The organism is Pseudoalteromonas sp. Z9A4, assembly GCF_011378845.1.
Taxonomy (GTDB): domain Bacteria; phylum Pseudomonadota; class Gammaproteobacteria; order Enterobacterales; family Alteromonadaceae; genus Pseudoalteromonas; species Pseudoalteromonas arctica.
The window spans coordinates 42371-64313 of record NZ_WTLA01000020.1; the positions used below are offsets into that span (position 1 = coordinate 42371).

Genomic DNA, 21943 nt, shown 5'->3' on the forward strand with positions numbered 1-21943 from the left:
TTAGTAAAGGCTTTTTAATGCTTGTTATATTTTGCACAACAAATCACTTAAAATATCACTTTAAAAACATCCACCCAACATTAAACAAACATCTAAGCCATTATTTTAACATAAAAAATCTTAGACTAATAAAAACATTAAAAGTTTAAATTTTGTTTTGGCTTTAAGGCATTTTTACAATTAGAATCTCGCGCATTTATAGTGTTCTCTGGTTTTTTATGTTTTTACTACGGTCATTTATTTACTTACTGTGTCTAGCGGGTGTTGCCTCTTTAATTCAACTTGAAGGATTTGAGTTACAACAAAACGCACTTTACAGTGAAGAAACGCTCACTGAACATATGCAAGATGTTTTAACTTTTTTAAGCTGTATTTTGTTTTTCTATGCTTCGCGAATTAACTTTCAACTTAGAATATCTGCGATATTACTTGCTGCATTGTCGGCAATGATGTTTGTAAGAGAGTTTGATACCTACCTCGACTTATACTTATTTGATGGAGCTTGGCAAAGTATTGTCTATTCAATTTTGGCTGGCGTACTTGTTTATTTAATAGCAAAGAGAGGGAGTATTTTTAACTCTTTAAAAGCCTATAGCCTCACCCCTAGTTATGGGGTTTGTTTATCCGGTATGGTTACTTTACTCGCGTTTTCACGAATTATGGGCAAAGGTGCATTTTGGCATTCAGTAATGGGCGATGACTATGTACGCGTAGTCAAAAACATTGTTGAAGAAGGAGTAGAAACACTTGGCTATACTCTAATTTTTATTTCAGCCATTGAGCTTGTACTCATATGCCGAAAAAGAATGGCTAAAAATCACAAACATTGTACTGATGAAGCAACTCAATAACATAGCTCCATTTTTATTAGTTACTTTTTTTGCGCTAAGTTTGCTAATTGGTTTAATAAATCAATATACTGAGTCTGTTTTTATCAACTCGCGTTTAATTGGATATTATGACTAAAGATATATTGCTGCATCCGTTTCTTCTTTCAATTGTAATGATCACAATTGCATTTGTACTAAAAGTGCTTGTTGATAAGCTCGCTAAAAATCGCGCAGAAAAAAAAGAAAAAGATATTCGTTACATCGCACACAATATTAAGCATTTTATTAATTTTGTAATGATGATATCGCTGCTGTTTGTGTGGTCTACCGAAATTCAAAACTTTGCACTTTCAATTGCTGCTTTTGCAGTAGCTATTGTGCTTGCAACGCGCGAGTTTATTCAGTGTGTGATAGGCTTTTTTTATCTAGTAACAACTCGCCCATTTAGAGTCGGTGACTGGATACAAGTCGGTGATTACTTTGGTGAGGTTGCTGAAACCGATTGGATAAAAACAACCATGCATGAAATTGATATACATACTTATCAATTTTCAAGAAAAACTATATATATACCTAATAATAAGCTGATTACCAGTTCTATTAAAAACTTAAACTTTGTAAAACGCTTTGTTACACATCATTTTATTATTGTCCGAAGAGAGAGCTTTAACCCGTATCCTATTCACGACACATTGACTGAAAAAGCTAAACTGTACTGCGAAGAGTTTCAAGAAGTAGCCAGTCGTTATAATTCGATGATTGAGCGTAAACTTGATGCAAAAATATCAGGTCCAGAGCCGGTAATTCACTTTGGTACAACTGATTTAGGTGAATTTAAAGCAAGTTTCACCTTGTTTTGTCCTACAGAAAAAGCGCTTGAGATAGAACACAAATTAACAGAATGCTTTTTTGCGTTATGGTATAAAGAGGCTGAAAAAAATAAGGAGGATGAAGACGAGGCATAAACCCCACCTTCATTAAAACAAAAAGCGCGAACTTACTTCGCGCTCATATTGTTTATGCTGTACCGCCCACTGTTAGCTTATCTATTTTTAAGCTTGGTTGGCCTACGCCTACGGGTACACTTTGACCATCTTTACCACAAACACCAACACCTTTATCAAGCGCTAAGTCGTTACCAACCATAGATATTTGCTGCATTACTTCTGGGCCATTACCAATAAGCGTTGCGCCTTTAATTGGTTGAGTAATTTTACCATTTTCAATTAAGTACGCTTCTGATGCGCTAAATACAAACTTACCTGAGGTAATATCAACTTGTCCGCCGCCAAAGTTAGGCGCGAATACACCTTTTTTAACTGAGCTTATAATATCGGCTTGGCTGTGCTCTCCGCCTAACATGTAAGTATTAGTCATGCGAGGCATTGGTAAATGTGCATACGACTCACGGCGTGCGTTACCGGTAGGGCTTACCCCCATTAAACGCGCATTTAGCTTATCTTGCATATAGCCTTTTAAAATACCGTTTTCGATAAGTACGTTGTAAGCGGCTGGCGTGCCTTCGTCATCTACATTTAGTGAACCACGGCGATCGGCCATTGTGCCATCATCAACAACTGTACACAGCTCAGATGCTACTTTTTGGCCAACCTTACCGCTAAACGCAGACGCGCCTTTACGGTTAAAGTCGCCTTCAAGTCCGTGCCCTACCGCTTCGTGTAAAAGCACACCTGGCCAACCATTACCAAGTACAACTTCCATAGTACCTGCAGGGGCATCAATAGCCTCAAGATTTACTTTAGCTTGACGTACAGCTTCTTCGGCAAATTCCATCCAACGCGGTTTACCATCAACAAGCTCTTTAAAGTAACCATAATCTAAACGTGCACCACCACCTGCGCCACCGCGTTCACGGCGACCATTTTTTTCAAGCAGTACTGAGCAGTTTAAACGAATAAGCGGGCGAATATCGGTGGCAAACGTACCATCACTTGCTGCGATTAATACTTCTTCGTATACCGCTGACATTGAACTAATTACTTGCTCTGCATCGGGTGCTAGCTCACGAATATAGTTTTCGAGTTCGCGTAATAAGCTCACCTTGTCGGTATCGCTCATACTCGAAATTGGCTGATGAGGTGCAAACTGCTCTTTAGCTTTAACATCACTAAATACTTTAATCGCTCTATCTTCGCCAGCATCTGCAATGCTACGTGCTGCTGTTGCCGCTTTATTTAGCGCTTCGAGGTTTATTGCATCAGAGTAAGAAAAACCCGTTTTTTCGCCGCTTACAGCACGTACACCAACGCCACGTTCAACGTTATAAGAGCCTTCTTTAACTAAGCCGTCTTCAAGCACCCATGATTCGTGGTGGCTTGATTGAAAATATAAATCGGCGTAATCCACTTTATGCTGATGTATGTAAGCGAGCGTTTTTTCGAGCTCTTCTCTATTTAGCTGGCTGTCGTGTAGTAAATGCTGTTCAACCGAATTCATAATAAATGCTCTCTAAATCGTTGATGAGACTGCACGGGCATATCTCGTCTAATTTTTTGTAACTGGTCTAAAGCTGCGTTGCAGCTTATAAAACCGGTGCCTGTTGGCAATTCACTCAGGATATTCCCCCAAGGTGAAATAATAATACTGTGCCCATATGTTTGTCGGCCATTTTCATGTGTACCGTACTGAGCTGCTGCAACTACATAACATTGTGTTTCTATTGCGCGAGCTGCTAATAATGGCTGCCAATGCGCTTGCCCTGTGACGACTGTAAATGCACTTGGTACTAAAATAATATCGGCGCCTTGGCGTACTAGTTCGTTGAATAAGCCACTAAAGCGCAGATCATAACATACTGTTAAGCCTATTTTACCAAAGGGAGAATCAACAACAACCACATCGCTACCTGCTTGGGTAAAATCTGACTCTCGATAGCTACCTGTTTGATCATCTACGTTTACATCAAATAAATGTATTTTGTTATACGTTGTAACCAGCTCGCCTTGATTATTATATAAGTGCGATGCTGCATAATATTTATGTTTGTTAAATGGCTCAGGCATTGTCCCTGCATTTAACCAAATATTATGGTGTTGGCACAATTCACTAAGTTGTAGTTTGTATCGCTCAACTTGCTTAGCAACACGTAACGTATCGTTACCACTTTTACTAAACACTAAAAAAGCCTCAGGCAAACAAACAAGTAATGGTCTTGTTGCGGGGAGTGTTTTAAGTGCACGCTTTAAGCTTGCTATGTTGTCATCAGGGTTTAGCCCTGAACACATTTGCAGGGCAACTATTGTGGGAGTGCTTAGTATTTCAGTTTTGTTCATTGCGTTACTGTTACTTGTGCATCTTTAAGTTTTAAATCGACTGATGCTTGTGGCTGATTTTGCGCAGCTTGAGGAAGCGTAACTTCACGACTTTTTCTGTCGAGTTCTTGAACAATAGGATCGTTCATTTTACCCGTTACTTTAAAGTTGATCTCTGAGATGACGCGCGCAGAATGAATAACTTTATCAATTGCTAAGGCAGCAAGCCCTGTTACTGGGTTTACCATCCATGCAACTATAACCGGAATACTCGAGGTTACTTGTGGCGCTACAGCAAGGTCATAATCTATATCAAGCGTGTTTAAATTTGCATAACCTTTAATGGTTAAATCAGCGGGTACACCGTCCATTTTGGTATCTTTAGTGTAAGCAATACCGTTTTTTAACTGCATAGAGCCTTGCATGCTGTTGTAAAAAAAGCCCTTTGAAAATACATCTCTAAAATCAAGCTTCAGTTTGCGCACGAGTGAATCAAGGCTCAACAGCGAAAATACGCGTGCACCGCCATCGCTTACTTCAGTTAAATGACCTTCTCCTAAATCCCAGTCCACCTCACCGCTTAAAGTTTTCACATCAAAATCATAAGGCGCTGCTTGCCAAGTAAGATCATAATTTAGATCGGCTTTTGAATCCTTAATAGCGGAGGTTATATCAAACTCGCCAAACAGTGCGCCTATGTCATCACTTTTAAGCTCGCCATTTAGCGTTGTTAAGCCATTTTGCCACTGCCCTTTAGTGCGCAGCACATGATTTCCTTTATCGACCACAAGCTCTGATATTGATAAGCGCTCACCATCACCCAATAATGACGCACTTACTTTATCAAGTTGATAGCGGTCAATTTTGCAATCACTACATTCAAACTCAATGGCAGGTATTTTAGTAAGCCAGCTCAAGTCTTCCTCAGGAAGCACATCTGTTATTTCAAGTACTTGCTCATTGTGCGGTGCAAAATTAAGCCTTAAGTAATCGGCATTAATTCGTATGGACTGGCTAGGCTGTGATATAGGGATAAAAACCCCAGCTCTAAGTTCTTTAGCATTTAGCTTTAGGTATAAATCGTCTTTTGATGGTGCTAAACGCATTTCAAAACCATTAAAAATGATGTTACTCGCATCAAGTAAACCTATATTTGCGACCACCTCATTAAGCGGTGGCATAATCCCTTTTGATTCTTGATCTGGGTTTGCTTTACCAGCTTTAATTATTTGATCAATCAGATCAAACCAAGGCACTAGTTCACTCTGTTCAAGATTTATATTTACGCTTAAGTCTTTTTGGTTTAATCCTAAATCTTGTTTTCCGAGCACAAAATGGACATTACTAAACTGTGATTTTCCATTTTCTAAAATAGCATTAAAGTAAAACTGTTGATTAGCGTTTGCTGTAATGAGATTAGAAATGTCATCACCTTGTACTATGGCATCAAGCGCCCAAACCTGTTCGCTATTTTTATTATAAGGTGTAGGTAAGTTGCTCGTTAAGCCAAGTAGTTCTGAGTTTACCTGTGCACGGTAATTAAAGCCTTGCTCGGTAAAGTTAAGTACTAAGCCAATATCAACATCACTTTGCCCGCTTAAATAATTTTTTAATATACCTTGTCCACTATCTATTAGTGTATCGGCGTCAATTTTGGCGTTTATATCTATGTTTGCTTGGTAATTTTTTGCATCACTTTTACTGCTGTAATTAATAGTTAGCGGCATGCCCAACCATTTCGCAGTCGCATTTTTAAGTGTGATATTGTCGTTTTTAAAATTAAGCTCGCCAGTTAGATTTTTAAACTCAATTCCTGGCGTTGCTATAAATACTGGCAAGTCATTTAAATTAACTTTGCCGCTAACACTGGCTCCACCTTTAAATTTTGAGCCTACTAAAAGCTCAATACTGGCATCGGCTTCGCCTTTGCCCTGTACAACTTTAAAAATTTCAGCAAGAGGTTTAGCAATAGGTGTCGCTGCAAAAAAGTCATGTAACTTTTCCATTTGTGCTTTTTTATCAATTTGCACAATAAGTTCATCAGCATGCATTAAATCTGCAATGCTTACCTGTACACTATTACCAATATCTAAATTAACCAACTTACCTTGCTGGCTATATATGTCCATACGCTCATTATCAAAATGTAGCTGTACGTCGGTATTGGTGACCAAAGGCCAATCAGGATCAAACTCATAGGTTGCGTTGTCTATTTGCGCTAGTACACCAAACTGGCCACTGCCATCGGTGAATGGAAAACCAGATAAAGGTCCTGCAAATAAGACTTGTGCTTTAGATATTTCTCCGCCTTTAATTGCGCCATTTAAATAGCTAACGAGCTCAGCGCTCATTGCTTTTAATGGGAAATAATGACCTGCAATTTTAGCATCTGGGGCGAACGCTTCAGCGTAAAGATCTAATCGAGGATCATCTGTTAGACTAATTTGTAATTCTGCAGCAAGAGTAACTTCATCATTATCAAACCATATATTGTCACTACTTATATGCCAGCCATCATCTCGCTCAGCTAAATCTAGCTCTACATTTAGCTGATTATAATTTATGTCGTTACTAAAGCTTTCGCCTGTAACTAATGTGCCATTTTCACCAAATAAATTTATTCGACCACTACTTTGATTAAGTAAACCATTTACTCTAAGTCCTTGTGCTGCAGGTACCGACCTTAATTCTTGCCAACCAATATTGTCGGCTTCAAACCATAGTTGCCATTGCTGTGCATTAGAGAAATTTAAATAAGCTTGATCTATTTGCCCGCTAGGTCGGCGCTCTAAAAATGGTTCAAGTGCATCAAAATTACTTAGCCCTGCTAGGTTACCCAGTAATTCAAAATCAACTTGATGGAGCCACACTTCATTTGTCGCACCTAGTTGAGCTTCAAACTCTAAACTTGGCCATGCTTTATCGTTACTATTAAATGTTAAACCGGTGCTTTTTAAGTGCCAGCTATTTTGCTCGGGATATAGATGGAATCCACCTTCACTCAGGCTGACTTGTTGGCTTTGCTCTTCTCGCTGCCAACGCACAAAGCTTGGTAGCCACTGCATTTTTATATCGCTTACAAAACCTTTATCTAGTTTTAGCCACGCTTGTAAATTAATATCGCTATGCAGTTGTTGCTTTTGCGTATTTATATATTGCGCTAACCAGTTAGATACATCGACTTTGTTAGCCTGCACATAAATGTCGCCCGCAACTTGCTCTAGGGTATCGCCAGTGAGTGCTATGCGCGCATCAAAATCACCGACCGAAATACCCGGCAGTGCTAAGCTCCCACTACCAAGATGCTGCTCATCTTCATTTTGCCAAACAATATTTTTGAGGAGTAACTTACGCTCTTTACCGTCTTCTAGAACAAAGTTAATACTGGAATTTTCTATTGCAAAATGACCCGTTTTACCCAAAAACAGTTCTTCAATTAGCTCTTTTTGCTCAAAAGAGACTCCGTCGTTGTTACCGGTTTTAAATAAGTTGGTGATATTTACACTGGTATGAAAACCATTAATAACAAAATAATTAGATCTAAGTTGCAGCGCTTTTAAGCTTTCCCATAAGTTTAGCTCTAAGCTGGTTTTAGCAATGGTGAGTGATATTGGTGCAGTTTCGTTATCTTTAAACGATAAATTCTCTAATACTAATGCAGGACCACTGCCCTGCCAACTAGCTGATATTTCACCTATAGATAAGCTTATTTCAAACTTTTCGTGTAAATAGCTTTCTATATTCCCTTTGTATTCGTTTGCATACGGAAGGGTATATTTTAAAATTGAAACAATAACGGCCAGTAATACCAAAATTATGGCGCAGGTCTGCCATAACTTTCTAAAACAAAAAAAACAGACCGCTTTTGCTTTCATTACATCATTACCACATCAAACTGTTCTTGGCTGTATAAGCTCTCTGTTTGAATATTGACTTGCTTACCAATAAATAGCTCAAGCTCGGCAAGGTTATGGTACTCATCGTTTAGTAGGGCTTCACTTACAGCAGGCGCTGCGTACACCATAAACTTATCGGCAGCGTATGCTCGGTTAACACGCACTATTTCACGTAGTATTTCGTAGCAAACCGTTTCAACTGTTTTTTGCGAACCACGACCAGAACACGCAGGGCATACATCACATAAAATATGTTCTAAGCTTTCGCGTGTACGTTTACGCGTCATTTCAACAAGCCCAAGTGCTGAAAGCCCATTGATATTTGTTTTAGTGCGATCTTTTGCGAGTGCTGATTCAAGTGAGTGTAATACTCGGCGCTTATGATCCTCACTTACCATATCGATAAAGTCGATAATGATAATACCGCCTAAATTACGCAGCCTAAGCTGGCGAGCAATTGCAGAGGTTGCTTCTACGTTGGTATTAAAAATCGTTTCTTCTAAATTACGATGTCCTACAAATGCACCCGTATTAACATCAACAGTCGTCATCGCTTCTGTTTGATCAATAATTATATAACCACCGGATTTTAGCGTAACTTTACGATGTAGTGCTTTTTGAATTTCGTTTTCAACGTCAAACAAATCAAATATAGGTCGCTCACCTGGGTAGTATTCAAGTACTTGAGAAAGCTGTGGAACAAACTCTTCAGTAAATAACTTTAGTTCTTCATGAGTAAGTTTAGAGTCAACGCGAATGCGTTCCATATCTTCGCCCACGTAATCACGTAGGGTTCTAAAGGCAAGCGTTAAGTCTTCATGTAGGATACTGGCTTTACTGGTTTTTCTACGACGAGCCGTAATTTTTTCCCACAGTTTTCTTAAAAAACCGGCATCGTGTCGTAATTCAGCTTCGCTAGCACCTTCAGCAGCTGTACGTACAATAAAGCTGCCATTTTCATCGCCATATTCTGCGACTATTTTTTTAAGGCGTGAGCGCTCTTCTTCAGTTTCAATACGCTGACTAACCCCTACATGGGTCGCATCTGGCATAAACACTAAATAGCGAGAAGGAATGGTAATATCAGTGGTGAGTCTTGCACCTTTAGTGCCTAGCGGATCTTTTACCACTTGCACCATAATGTATTGGCCTTGACGAACTAACTCTCTAATGTCTTGTACTTTTTTTATTGGTACGTCGTCTACGCCTTCAACAATAGAGGCACTATTTACAATATCGGATGCATGCAAAAATGCCGCTTTTTCAAGGCCGATATCAACAAAAGCAGCCTGCATACCTGGAAGCACACGGCTTATTTTTCCTAAGTAAATATTGCCTACAATACCTAGGTTACCAATTCGCTCTAGCTGTATTTCTTGCAGTACACCGTTTTCTATTAGGGCAACACGGCTTTCGCTCGGTGTGACATTGATCAGTAATTCTGTACTCATGTTACCTTCTTAAGAATGTTTTTAATAATTGTTCGGTTTCATATAAAGGTAAGCCTACAACAGAAAAATAGCTACCCGCAATGTGAGTTACAAAGCGACCACCTAAACCTTGGATACCGTAGCCACCGGCTTTATCTTGTGGCTCACCTGACTCCCAATAAGCATTAATTTCTTCATCAGTTAAAGTTTTAAAGGTGACATCTGTGCTTACAACACAGCTAAGCACATCATTTTGCGTCGCAAATGCAACTGCGGTAAGTACTTGATGTGTGTTACCTGATAGGCGTTTTAATGTGTGTATAAAATCATTTTTATCGCGAGGTTTACCCAATGACTCGTTATCGATGACAACCACGGTATCACTACCAAGTACAGGGCGATCAGTATACCCAAGCTCTACACCGCTTTGGGCTTTCAAGCGCGCTAAACGATCTACAAGTGCTCTAGGTTGCTCGTTTGGAAGTGGGCTTTCATCTGCATCAACACTAAATTGTGTAAATTCGACACCTAGTTGGCTTAATAACTCTTTACGACGGGGAGAGGCTGATGCCAAATATACTGCGGTAGTCATTACCTGATCCTAAAATGTCTGCGATATTTGCGAAGTAGTAAAAATACCCAAAACCAACTAATCATTCCGGTTGCTACTGGCCATAAATACTGTGGATTAAAGTAAACCCCTAACAAAAAGTGATTTAGCCAAAACTGCATTAAATGATATAGCGTTAAAAACAAACCAATTAATAAGCTTTGTTGCCAAAGTGAAAAGTTACGAATTTTTTGAAAGTTGCTCGCAGTGACAAATATACATACAGAAAATGTAAGTGAATTCACACCCAGCGGCGAGCCAGATGCTAAATCTATTAATAAACCAACAACCCAAGCAGTACCAATATTTAAACGATGCGGTACTGCCAACGACCAATACATAAGTACAAGTAAAACCCAGTCAGGTCTAAATGGTTCAAACGAAAAAGGGAGCGGCATTAATGCCATTATTAACGCAAAAAAAATGCTTAGCGCAATTAACAATGAATAACGGTTAATCATCGCTGATTTGCTCCTGCTGATTACGCCATAAAATAACAAGTAAACGTATGCGATCTAATTGCGCAATAGGTTCTGCAAAAACTTGTGCGAACGGGCGACCTTCATCACGGTTTATTTCAGTTACTACTGCTACCGGATATCCCTCAGGGAATGTGCCACCTAATCCTGATGTAACGAGTACATCACCAATTCGTACATCTAAGCTATGTGGGACGTGCGAGAGCTTAACTACGTTAATTTTACCAATGCCTTCTACAACTGTTCGCACATCGTTACGAAGTATACGAACAGGTGTGGCATGCGTAGTGTCGGTCATTAGTAATACACGTGAAGTCATTGAACCAACTTTTGTAAGCTGTCCTACTACACCCATTTCATCAATTACAGCTTGGCCTTCACTAAGCCCGTCTGTAGTACCACGATTTATAACAACTTGATGGCTATACGGGTTTGAATGCACAGAAAGTACTTGAGCAATAATTTTACGATTTGATTGCTTTGCAGATGAGCCTAATAAGGCGCGTAGTTTTTGGTTTTCTCTGGCTAGAAATTGATACTGCTGAAGTTGCTCGCTTTGTAGCATTTGCTTTTTTTTCAGCGCTTCGTTTTCAGTAAGAAGTTGCTCCCGCGTATGCAGGCTTTTAGCACTTAAGCTAAATAATTCGTAGGGTAAATTAGCAACATAAATTAGTGGGCTAACTAAAGTATTAAGGCTGGTACGAACAACGGTACCACCTTGCGTATATCTGTCTCCAACAATGAGTACGATACTCAAAAGCACTGCGACAAAAAGTCGCAGTTGCAAAGAGACTGTGCGTCCAAACATTAATTTCATTAGTCGTAACTAAAAACGTCACCACCATGAACATCGATCATTTCAAGTGCCTTACCACCACCACGTGCAACACATGTAAGTGGATCATCAGCAACAACAACCGGAATACCCGTTTCTTCCATTAATAAACGGTCTAAATCTTTTAACAATGCGCCACCGCCAGTAAGTACCATGCCGTGCGCAGAAATATCTGATGCCAGCTCTGGTGGTGATTGCTCAAGAGCAACCATTACTGCACTCACAATACCCATCAATGGCTCTTGTAGAGCTTCTAGGATTTCGTGAGAATTAAGGGTGAACGAACGCGGGACACCTTCTGCAAGGTTACGGCCACGTACTTCAATTTCGATTGGCTCATCAGTTTTAAACGCAGAACCAATTTGATGCTTAATATTTTCAGCTGTCGCTTCACCGATTAAACTACCAAAGTTACGACGCACATAATTAATAATAGCTTCGTCAAACTTATCGCCACCAATACGGACAGATGATGAGTAAACAACACCGTTAAGTGAAATAATAGCAACTTCAGTTGTACCACCACCAATATCAACAACCATAGAACCGGTTGCTTCTGACACAGGTAAGCCTGCCCCAATGGCTGCTGCCATTGGTTCTTCAATTAAGTAAACTTCACGAGCACCTGCACCCATTGCAGATTCACGTATTGCACGTTTTTCTACTTGAGTAGCACCACACGGTACACAAATTAGTACACGTGGACTTGGGCGCATAAAGTTATTGTTGTGCACTTGTTTGATGAAGTGTTGTAACATTTTTTCTGTTACAAAAAAGTCAGCAATAACACCGTCTTTCATTGGACGAATCGCTTTTATATTACCCGGTGTACGACCTAACATAAGCTTTGCTTCTGTACCTACAGATGCAACACTTTTAGGTCCACCAGCACGCTCTTGGCGGATAGCAACAACAGAAGGTTCATTTAATACAATGCCTTCGTCTTTTACATAAATTAGGGTATTGGCTGTACCCAAGTCGATCGATAGATCGTTAGAAAAAATACCACGGAGTTTTTTAAACATGAGGCTGGATGACCTTTGAAATACGTTCTTATATTAGCTGCCTCACTTTAACATGCTCAACTATATGAGCAATATAAAGCGCAGCGCCTTTGTGAATTTATGAAAAAGGAAGCTAAGCTTCCTTAATTGAGTTTTATCGTTCGCGAACTAAGCGAAAACCAATGTAGTTAGATCTAAAATCAGGCGCTAATATTAAACGCGTAGATGCACGAGCAAGGCTTGGTGCAAAGTTCCACGCTCCGCCTCTTACAGCTACATCTGACTCACCTGATTCTTTATCTGTCCATTCCCATACATTACCTACGGTATCGTATAATCCAAATGCATTTGGAGAAAAAGAACCCACTGGTGAGGCGCGTCTGTTTGACCATTCACTACCACACCAACCACAGTTAGCTAGGTTTTTACCTATTTCGTTACCCCAAGGGTATTCTGTTTCGGTTCCTGCGCGAGCTGCGTATTCCCACTCAACTTCATTAGGTAAACGAAATTGCTGCCCCGTTTGACCCGATAACCACTCAGCGTAAGCTTTTGCGTCATTGTGAGTTAAACACACAGCCGGAAAATCACTACTTTGCTCAAAACCAGGATTACGCCAATTTAAATCTGCTTCCCATACTGGTTCGCCATTTAAATAATACGCACACCCTTTATTTTTCTCTGCTTGCGTTTTATAACCTGTATTTGCTACAAACTTTTCGTAAGCACCTACAGTTACTTCCTTGCTTTGCATAGCAAAAGAGTTTGCTATTACTTTTTCAATTACTGGGCGTTCATTAGCTAGACCATTGCCGTTAATATCGCCCATTTTAAACTTTCCTGCAGGAATAACCACGACAGGTGTTTCAACGTTTGCATTTAAAACATTGACGTTTTCACTAACCTGACGTGTTGTTACTTCTGGTTGCTCTCGGGTGTAGGTCGGTACAGCAATCGACTCAGGCTTTTTTACTAAGTTTGCATGAATAGTTTGCGCTTTATTCAAATCAACACGAACTTGGTAAGATTTATAGCCTAATTTACGTACTTCAACGTTGTGAACACCACGCGGTAAACTCGTTACTAAGCGTGTAGAACCAAAGCTAACACCATCAATAAATACTTCATCATCGTAAACATTAGAGCGTAATGTTAACTCTACAGCTTGATCTTGTGTGTTGTTGTTCGTATCAGAGTAATCTCTTTTTACCGGTGTTGTATTAATCGAATAACTACCTGGCTGGTCGTTTAAACGCGAAACTGATACGGTATTAGCATTATCCTTGGTATTACTGAATGTTAACTGACTATCAGTAAATGTATTATTATACGCTGGTTGATAAGCAGCCGTAAGTGGCGTGCCGTACTCAGAACAATAACGATTGTCTATATTTAATAAGCTACATAAACGGCTACTATTAACTTCGCCGCGCATAGTTACGCTTAAATTAACGTTGTAATTACCTTGTCCGCTAAATGCACTGTTAACTACATGGCTACTTAATATTTGTACTTGAGCGCCCGCCAAATTACGTTTTGGCTCAACAATTCGCTCTTCTGTTAGATTTGCAAAAATTTGATCAACAAAGCGTTTAGTTGCTTTTTGTAGACCCATTTGCTGACCGCGTTGCTCACACGCTGCTAGCGTTTCTGTTCGCTTACAGTTAATAGTGTGGTTAACCTCAAGCGTACCTTCACGTGTAAACTCGTTACGTAAACGCTCTACGCGGGCTGTCGTTAACTGCTCTTTTAAACTTTCTAAAGTATTTAAAAGCGCATGTTTAGCAACACGAATTTGTTCTATGTCTTTACGGTGGGATGCAATTGCCGCCAACTGCATAGAGATATCATCTTTATTTTGCTTATGATCAATCACCGCTTTTTGATAACGTGATTGAGCGGCACTAATATTAATAGTGGGATCATCAATTAAACGACGGTACATTTCGTTCATGGCATCGAGCGCTTGGTTTTTTTCTTTATCTAGCTCTGTAGAACGAGAACGAAGTAAGTCTAATTGATTTTGTAACTGACTTTCTTCTTTAAGATGTTTTTCAAGTATTTTTGTCGAGTTATCGTATTCTGTTTGTTTAACACTAATCTCTGAGTCAATTCCAGTCACTGTAGCTGTGTCTTGTGCAAATGCACTACTAGCTAACAAACTAGCTGAAATTAACAGAGATAAAGGAGTAATTCGCATATATTCCAGTCCCAAAAGCGGCAATTATTTGGTCGTTATTATTTTTTATAATTAAAGCCTTATGCTATGTACTTGCAGCACAAAACACAAGCTTTGTTCAATTATTATCTTAGTTTACAACTATTCACGTGTTTCACGCCAGTAAATAACCCGATCATTTCCTCTAAAGCGGCCAAATCGTAATATAGTACGAGGATCAAGCTGTGTTCCATCGCCTTGCCAATCCCACTTTAACCAACCATAAGTATTATATTCTAAGGTAAATTCACCCAAACCATTTGGCTGTGCATAAATACCGTTATCTGCCGGATACACTCCCGCTTCTAGCTGGCCAGATACACCAGTCCCATATTTATAGGTTAATTGTGGGCTGCTAGGTGATATTTGAGTGATTTGGATATAATCAAACACACTACAGTTATCTTCAGCGTTATTTACAAATCCACTGCCGTTGTAATACTGAGCCTGCATAGGAATAAGTAAAGGGTCGAGATCGGAGCCTGCGTTATTACCAAGTACTAAACGTCCAAACCTAAACTCTATTGGTAAGTCATTTAGTCTTACGCTATTACAACCACCCGAACATGCTGCTTGTGTGTTTGGTTTATCGTTTGCATCAACAAATGTTGCCCCTTCTATATCAGAAAGCGTTGCCATCAAACTGACCATGGAAAATGGCCCGTCAGGTTGCCCTACACCTAATCTTTCGAGTGTCGTGTTGAGTTGGCTCATTTGCCACTGGCCGTCACTTATATCTCCCCAGTTATTATTTCCTAGGTTGACCAAGCGACTAGCAAAGTTAGTTGAGGGTACATAATTGCTTGCTTCGTTGTTTTCGGCATTAACCTCTACACTTGATTTATCAAAGCCCTCTTTATAATTAGCCATTAGATCACCATTTTGATTTTGTGCTTGTACTGTAAAGCCAAGTTCAAAAGGTTGACCAAGATAAGTTAAATTACTGCCATAGCGTGTGCATTGCGCCGCGGCTTGCACACCTAATATTTGAAACTGCGAAGGTGCAAAACGGCCAACGTTGTATAGCTCACCTTTTACATCTCCCGCCCCAAAGTAATCGGCATCTTGAAGGCCTGCTGTTAAGTCAATTATGCCAACTTGGTCGTAATTATATTGCGATATAGATTCACTCAAACTACCTGTATCACTAAAAGGTGATGTACTCATAGCTTCAAGCGTACCTTGAATGCCTAGCGTAGGCGCTTTTAGCAATGGCTCTACAAGCGGTTGCTCTGTAATAAAATGCTTAGCAATGGTGTTATTCGTAATATTGCTGTAGTTGTCTGGGAAACCATCGTTGTTAGTGTCTTGCCCTGTTAGCCACTGCACCGCATTCATCTTTAAATCGAATGCTTCGCCTGTTAATCTAAATAAACTTCCATCAGCGTCTGCTGCATAACCATCACTTGCCACTGCCATTGCTAATCCAAATGGCTTTACAACATATTCATTTGAACTACCTGTTAGATTTACTGACAGGTTAGTAATTGGATCTAAAATTAAGTTGGTTTTTACATTTAAACTCAACTTTCCTGCATCGGGATAATTTATAACAATCGGGGCTTTAGACTCACTATCAAAGTTTAGCGTGAACGATTTAGCTGCTTGCTCGACCGCAAAGGTATTATTGTTGTTACTAAGTGAAACCGTATCAGAGCAACTTGCACCAGCACTGCATGTATACGATAAATCTAAGCTTACATCGCCACCAGCGGGAAATGCAGCTTCGCATACGCCCGTAGTGGTATTGGTTTTTACCGCTTGAATAGATAGCGCTTTTGCATTAAAGCCGGTATTTGAGGGTTTTGCTGATAGCTGCGTAGGAATTGTAGTATTTCCATCTGTATCATTATTAAAAATAAATCCAGCATCAGAAAACGTAACTTTACAGCCACTCAAACCAACATTATTACCACCGATATAACAACGAAGAGGTGCAGAAGGATCAGCAGTGTTATATCCAAATGTAACACTGCCTGTGGTGCGTTTAGCAAATTCGACAACCGCTGATCCTGTAAAATTAATATTCTCCCCCGTAACCCAACTTTGCTGACCACTATTATCTGGAGAAAGGTTTAAACTAGACGGCTCAGCAAATAATAAATCGCAGGCATCATTAGCGCAGGCTGTTAGTGTCATTTCTTTAGCTTCACACGTTAGACCTTTGTTATCGCTTATTGTTAAACGATAATGATCCAGTGTTTCTGGTGTATAAATACCACAAAAACCAGGGATACTTTCGGGTACTGGTAGAGCGTCAAACGTTGAGCTCCCTTCGGTAATTATTTGTGTACCCGATGTAATTGAGCCCTGATACGTTACATTTTGAGCGATTCTTACCTCGCCAGTGGCAACAATATAGCCCGCAATATTTGCATCGGCTGCAATAGCAACCGCACCATCGACATAAATAGCTAAGTACGCACCAGTTTCTACTACTATATTTGTTTTACCTATATTCAAAAATGAAGTTGATAAAAGTGAGGTTGTGTCTTTTAAAAAAATACGTGTAGGTGCTGTTACTCTGTACTCTGTTTCCAGCATACTTAACTGCAACTCATCGTAATAATAGTCGCCAGCTAAAGACGTAGGTACGGGCCCTGTTGAGCTACCATCATTTGTAACCGTTGGCACCTGCGCCGCTTGATTAGGTTCTAAAGAGTTATAACCACCAGCAACACACGCCTGACCATTACACAAAGGAGGGCTTGTCAGCGCTGTAGAAATTAAACTTGTGGTGGTGACAAACTGCGCATTACCATCGGTTATTTCTACTCCCTGCACCAGCTGCACTTCACCATTGTTATAAGTAGAAATAGCGCCCGGGAATAACGTATCACAATCTAAAATATCACCATTAAATACAAAGGTACTGGTCATGGCGAGTATTGATGCTTCCTCGTTTACGTGACGGCGCTCGTTATCGCCATCACGATCTTCGTCAACAACAAGCCCTAACCTGTCGGTCCTTAGGTTACAGCTGCGTAGCCACCCGCCATCATCTTCTTGGCGTGAGTTTTTACTTGCTACAACTAACGGAGCCACACTAAAGTTATTAGTAAAACTAAAGTAATTACAGCCATTGCTCCAGCCGTCAACTTCAAAGCCTGTGAAAAAAGTTTCCCATGATACCTCAACGCCATTATCGTCAGAAAATGTGCGGTTACTTCCGGGCTCCACAGCCATATAGGCAACAGTTTCGGTTTTTATAAGCCCAAGTGCTGTTTCAGATGCTTCTAAAGCAATATTAACGCCGCTGGCAGATAGAGAATTACTTTCTACTGCAACTGTTAAAAACGGAATTAATGCCTCAGAAGGTGGGTTGCTGTCTATGCTATTGAGTGTTTGTAACGAATGGAAAAAGTTTGGCCTTTGAGTAAACGGTTCAGCAAATGTTAAAGACTTATAGCCTTTAGGTGTCAGTGGAGCAAAGCCAGACTTAGAGCCATACTGTAATTCGAGTAATAAGTCTGTACTGCCTACCTCCATAATTGTGCCGTCAGGAAATTGATGCACACCATACTCAACAGCTAAATAGTGCGCCCCCATACTAATATGTCCACCATCTTCTCCTGAGGGTTCAAGTGGTAAGGCCTCAAAGCTAGTTGTAGTTATATTACGTATTCTTATTATTGCAGGGTTTCCGCCTTGGTTTGTTGAGAGCATAAAGACAGCAGGAGGCGTTATATATTGCTGTTGAAAATTTACTTTTGTCCAAACAGGCGATGTATATGTATCTTGCAGTTCTATATAACGGCCCTCGATTTTTGGAGGCACTGCATTTGCGTAATTACAAAGTAGCACGCAGCTAAAAAATATAATGACCAATGCATTTTTCATCATGGTAAAGTTTTAGCCTCCACACTGAGTGTTCTTTGTGTTTCCCAATAGTCTTTTCTGCAATCATTTCCTGCTGGGCAATCAATTGCGGCGCACGTTGCACTGCTTTGTAAGTAATAAATATTCACGAGCCCATTGGCTGTACTGCTATCGGGTAAGCCTATATATTGACCACAACTTATCTTTACATTACAAGAGTCTAAATAAGATGCTTGAAATGTAATATTTTTAGTCACCTCAGTACAACTTTGCACCGCACTGCTTAGCGGAAACAACTCAGTTAAGCCGCTTTCTAATCCACTTTGTGCTGCCATAAAAGCGCGAGCCCCATAATACTCAATCGTATTTTGTTGTGATGCGCCAGAAAGCACTTTAACTAATGCTAATCCCAATGCTAATAAAGCAACAATAATAACCAAAGAAATAATTATTAAGTTCCCTTTTTGCTTGCTGGGTAAGGCTTTTCCGTGAGGATTTTTTTTAAGGTACATTAGGAATATGTACCTCATGGTTAAAGTTCATTACTTCAGTATCGTTAAATTGCATTTGCGCATTCACATTAAGCACAGCGTTTCTTTGTAGAGAAAGTGAATCAAGAGTAAAAAATAAATCGCTCGCTAAATTGTTAGCAATGTAAATACCTAATAAATCACGTTTAACACCACTGCTTATTTGTAAGCTCACAGCATCTAATTGATTAATAGTAAAACCGTAATTGGTATATCTATATAAATACTGCCCTTCAACGCAAAAACTTACAGGCTCTGAAAGTAAATAAAGGCGTTTACTTGGCGACTCTTGGGTAAATGCTTTACTAAATTGCCACTCATCAATTTCGCTCGCTGAGCTATTAAATGCAGACACTTTTAAGCGCTTATTATTATTTTCATCATATATATCAGCACTGCTTAATGGGTAAATAGTTGCCCAATCTCCAGCTTGCGGCTCAATTAAATTATTAAGTTCAAAATCAACAGCGCTAACATTAAAAGGCGCTGCGGTAGGTAGGTAATTTGTATAGTGCGTGGCCGATAAAAATGGCGTAAATTCTAAGCACTGCTGCGCACTACACGCTCCGCTAGTACTGTTATCGCAAGAGAGCCTTAATGAATTTGGCGTAGCGTGGCGAAGCTCTTTACTAAGTCGCGTTATTAAAAAGCGGGCCTGGGCTACGGCTTCTTGACGTTCAACCCCTTGCGAATAAATACTGACCCCAGCACCAATAAATGAAAATGCACTTACAGCTAAAATACCAATAATAACCATTACAAGTAATAGTTCTATAAGGGTAAATGCATTTTGGTATTTAGCTCTTTGCATTAGTAATTCCCTTTATATGCACTAAATCCGTAAACTTCGCCTAAGGGTGATATTACTTCAATAGTAATACGCTTAAAGGTTGTGCCATCGTTGATGGTCAATTCGTTAAAGTCGCTATCGTACTCAACGGTAATAACTAAATTAAAGTCACTGTATTGGCCTAATACCTCACCTAAACTATTTGTAATAGGCTGGTTAGACAATGCAATATAGTCATCTACATCGTTATAACTGGTTCGGGTTTCTAGGCCGGCAGCTAAGTCATCGGCGCCTAAATCGCCTTCTGCGGTACAAGGTTCTGCACCTAAGCTTATTTCGCCGCAACGTCTAAAAGGAGCGCTTCTATCGCTATGCTCATCAAACGATTTACTCTGAATTTCGTTCATTAATGATTGACCAAATTCAGAGGCTCTTAAAGCAATAATTGGCTCTGCACTTTTTTTTGCTTGCGGGGCAATGAGCGCGGTAATAATGCTCAATGCAATCGCAAACATGACTATGCCAATAATAAGCTCAATTAAGGTAAAACCTTTTACTTTAAGGGCATGCATAGATAAGCCCTTCACCACTTATGCATACGCCAGCTAACCCAACATCTATTCGACATTGCGTAGTACAGGTTTGATTTGATTTACCTAAAGGATCAAAACTAATTTGGGTAAATATATTCGCGTTACTATCTAAAGCGCTAAATGTTATATCACTTCTTTGCGTGTCTATTTGCACCACTAAATGCTCGGTGTTATTTGCATCAGCTCCACCGATACATGTATCGGGTGTGGGGGGGGCAATAAGTGTGGAGGTTATATAAAGGGTATGGCAACTTGTAATTGCTGTATTTTGCATTGCACGTAACTGCACTGTTCTCAGTACAGTTAAAGTACGATCTCGATATGAGTATGCATCTTCTGTTGAGCTGCCCAGAAACTTGGGAGCTGCCGTTACCGACAGTATTCCCAATATCACTAGAGTAATAATTAACTCAATGAGTGTGAAGCCACGCAATCGTTGCTTACTACTGCTGATCATTTATGTAATTAACAACCCGTAGTAACAAGTGTTATTACTGGTGGCACTACAACAACAGAGCTTGTAGCATCACCCGAATTTGTAGCTGCCGTATATTCAATACGGCAATCGTCCCCTACAAGATAACTATTAGGAAAAATAATAGCTTTATTTGCTGTAGCAGTATCTATATTAAAGTCTTTTGAATCCACTGTATCAGGAGTACCATCTACATCAGCAGTACCATCAGCAAAGTCGACATCTAAAAAGGCTTCAAAGGCAGCCTCTGTTGCTGCTGGATAACCATATACCGTAGGAACTGGTGCACCAGTATCTACTGTTACAGATTCAGATACTTTTTTGTGATTGCTAGCAATAATAGATTTGCCATTCACAATATTCATACCGCTGCGAATAGAGCCTTGTAAGCCTTCAAGTGTTGAAGCATTTGCATCACCTTGCAGGTTTAAAAAACGAGGTGCTGCGGTAACAGCTAAAATGCCTAAAATAACAATTACGATGATCAATTCAACAAGCGTAAAACCTGCTTGTTTATTCATTGGTAAACTTTTTAACGATTGCGTTTTCATAAGTAAGCCTCTTTTTAATTACTTAATTTTTAAATATTTTTACTTTGCCTGTTTTAGCAAAGTATGAAAAACCTGTTAAACCTGATATTTTACCCGTATTGGTAGGTATACTTTTAATATCAATGGTATGAGTTAAATAGTAGACGCATTGCGTACTTTCTGCATTGTACCTAACTAAAAAACTTACACTTTTTATTATCGATATTTCACTACTTAAGGTACTTCTTGGTGCATCTTGCAAAATTACATTTAATACTTGGCGGCATTTATTAGCATTTATAGCTTCTACACGAGTATCTTTTTTTTCTGTTTCGTCACTCGTTGGTGTACCTAACGATCCATCAACACCAACTATTACTCCTCCATAATTAACAAATGTTTTATTTGACCTACTATTCGGTCTTCCTTCTAATTCCCATTGACCTCTAACCATGCCAACAGCTGATGAGAAACTACCTGCAATCGCATCAACGCTCGCATTATGCGCTTGATTTTTAATACCTATATATTGAGGTATAGCAAAGCTCAAAATTACTGCCAGTAAAATCACAACAATAACTAACTCAAATAATGAGAAACCTTTTGAGTAAGCCTTTGATGCAATCACTTGG

Annotated in this window: 18 protein-coding genes; 2 read left to right on the forward strand and 16 right to left on the reverse strand. The window is 39.6% G+C overall.

Annotated elements, in window-relative coordinates:
• Nucleotides 1–218 precede the first annotated feature (218 nt).
• Nucleotides 219–851: a hypothetical protein gene (locus GQR54_RS14085; protein WP_166378412.1), complete on the forward strand. Its 633-nt coding sequence runs from the start codon at nucleotides 219–221 to the stop codon at nucleotides 849–851.
• 107 nt (nucleotides 852–958) lie between these two features.
• On the forward strand, nucleotides 959–1795 hold the full coding sequence (locus GQR54_RS14090; RefSeq protein ID WP_166378414.1) for a mechanosensitive ion channel family protein: 837 nt from the start codon (nucleotides 959–961) through the stop codon (nucleotides 1793–1795).
• 52 nt (nucleotides 1796–1847) lie between these two features.
• Here GQR54_RS14090 and tldD read toward each other — a convergent pair whose 3' ends face one another.
• The 16 genes from tldD to GQR54_RS14170 form a co-directional block, all read right to left on the reverse strand.
• Entirely contained in the window at nucleotides 1848–3287 is a 1440-nt protein-coding gene (tldD, locus tag GQR54_RS14095) for a metalloprotease TldD (RefSeq protein WP_165739311.1), read from the reverse strand.
• Nucleotides 3284–4123, reverse strand: a complete 840-nt coding sequence (locus GQR54_RS14100; protein WP_166378416.1) for a carbon-nitrogen hydrolase family protein — start codon at nucleotides 4121–4123, stop codon at nucleotides 3284–3286. The genes tldD and GQR54_RS14100 overlap by 4 nt, the downstream gene beginning before the upstream one ends.
• On the reverse strand, nucleotides 4120–7977 hold the full coding sequence (locus tag GQR54_RS14105; protein ID WP_166378418.1) for a YhdP family protein: 3858 nt from the start codon (nucleotides 7975–7977) through the stop codon (nucleotides 4120–4122). The genes GQR54_RS14100 and GQR54_RS14105 overlap by 4 nt, the downstream gene beginning before the upstream one ends.
• Complete coding sequence (gene rng / locus GQR54_RS14110) at nucleotides 7977–9449, reverse strand: ribonuclease G (protein WP_166378420.1); 1473 nt, start codon at nucleotides 9447–9449, stop codon at nucleotides 7977–7979. The genes GQR54_RS14105 and rng overlap by 1 nt, the downstream gene beginning before the upstream one ends.
• Nucleotide 9450: 1 nt before the next feature.
• Nucleotides 9451–10020, reverse strand: coding sequence for a Maf family protein (locus tag GQR54_RS14115; RefSeq protein ID WP_166378422.1), 570 nt, complete (start codon nucleotides 10018–10020; stop codon nucleotides 9451–9453).
• On the reverse strand, nucleotides 10020–10499 hold the full coding sequence (mreD, locus tag GQR54_RS14120) for a rod shape-determining protein MreD (protein ID WP_166378424.1): 480 nt from the start codon (nucleotides 10497–10499) through the stop codon (nucleotides 10020–10022). The genes GQR54_RS14115 and mreD overlap by 1 nt, the downstream gene beginning before the upstream one ends.
• Nucleotides 10492–11334, reverse strand: coding sequence for a rod shape-determining protein MreC (gene mreC, locus GQR54_RS14125; RefSeq protein ID WP_197192527.1), 843 nt, complete (start codon nucleotides 11332–11334; stop codon nucleotides 10492–10494). The genes mreD and mreC overlap by 8 nt, the downstream gene beginning before the upstream one ends.
• Nucleotides 11334–12377, reverse strand: coding sequence for a rod shape-determining protein (locus GQR54_RS14130; protein WP_007586338.1), 1044 nt, complete (start codon nucleotides 12375–12377; stop codon nucleotides 11334–11336). Before GQR54_RS14130 ends, mreC begins: the two co-directional genes overlap by 1 nt.
• A 133-nt stretch (nucleotides 12378–12510) precedes the next feature.
• On the reverse strand, nucleotides 12511–14556 hold the full coding sequence (locus GQR54_RS14135; RefSeq protein ID WP_166378426.1) for a formylglycine-generating enzyme family protein: 2046 nt from the start codon (nucleotides 14554–14556) through the stop codon (nucleotides 12511–12513).
• Between the two features lie 120 nt (nucleotides 14557–14676).
• The gene (locus GQR54_RS14140; protein WP_166378428.1) at nucleotides 14677–18417 is read right to left on the reverse strand and encodes an H-type lectin domain-containing protein; all 3741 of its coding nucleotides are present in this window, start codon (nucleotides 18415–18417) and stop codon (nucleotides 14677–14679) included.
• A complete protein-coding gene (locus GQR54_RS14145; protein ID WP_166378430.1) occupies nucleotides 18414–18905 on the reverse strand; it encodes an agglutinin biogenesis protein MshP in 492 nt (163 codons plus the stop codon). The genes GQR54_RS14140 and GQR54_RS14145 overlap by 4 nt, the downstream gene beginning before the upstream one ends.
• Nucleotides 18895–19734, reverse strand: coding sequence for a type II secretion system protein (locus GQR54_RS14150; RefSeq protein WP_166378432.1), 840 nt, complete (start codon nucleotides 19732–19734; stop codon nucleotides 18895–18897). Before GQR54_RS14150 ends, GQR54_RS14145 begins: the two co-directional genes overlap by 11 nt.
• Nucleotides 19734–20285: a prepilin-type N-terminal cleavage/methylation domain-containing protein gene (locus GQR54_RS14155; RefSeq protein ID WP_166378434.1), complete on the reverse strand. Its 552-nt coding sequence runs from the start codon at nucleotides 20283–20285 to the stop codon at nucleotides 19734–19736. The genes GQR54_RS14150 and GQR54_RS14155 overlap by 1 nt, the downstream gene beginning before the upstream one ends.
• Nucleotides 20272–20763: a type II secretion system protein gene (locus GQR54_RS14160; RefSeq protein ID WP_166378436.1), complete on the reverse strand. Its 492-nt coding sequence runs from the start codon at nucleotides 20761–20763 to the stop codon at nucleotides 20272–20274. The genes GQR54_RS14155 and GQR54_RS14160 overlap by 14 nt, the downstream gene beginning before the upstream one ends.
• An 8-nt stretch (nucleotides 20764–20771) precedes the next feature.
• Nucleotides 20772–21332 (reverse strand): prepilin-type N-terminal cleavage/methylation domain-containing protein, encoded by a 561-nt coding sequence (locus tag GQR54_RS14165; protein ID WP_166378438.1) that lies wholly within the window; start codon nucleotides 21330–21332, stop codon nucleotides 20772–20774.
• Between the two features lie 22 nt (nucleotides 21333–21354).
• Nucleotides 21355–21939: a prepilin-type N-terminal cleavage/methylation domain-containing protein gene (locus GQR54_RS14170; protein ID WP_166378440.1), complete on the reverse strand. Its 585-nt coding sequence runs from the start codon at nucleotides 21937–21939 to the stop codon at nucleotides 21355–21357.
• Nucleotides 21940–21943: the final 4 nt, after the last annotated feature.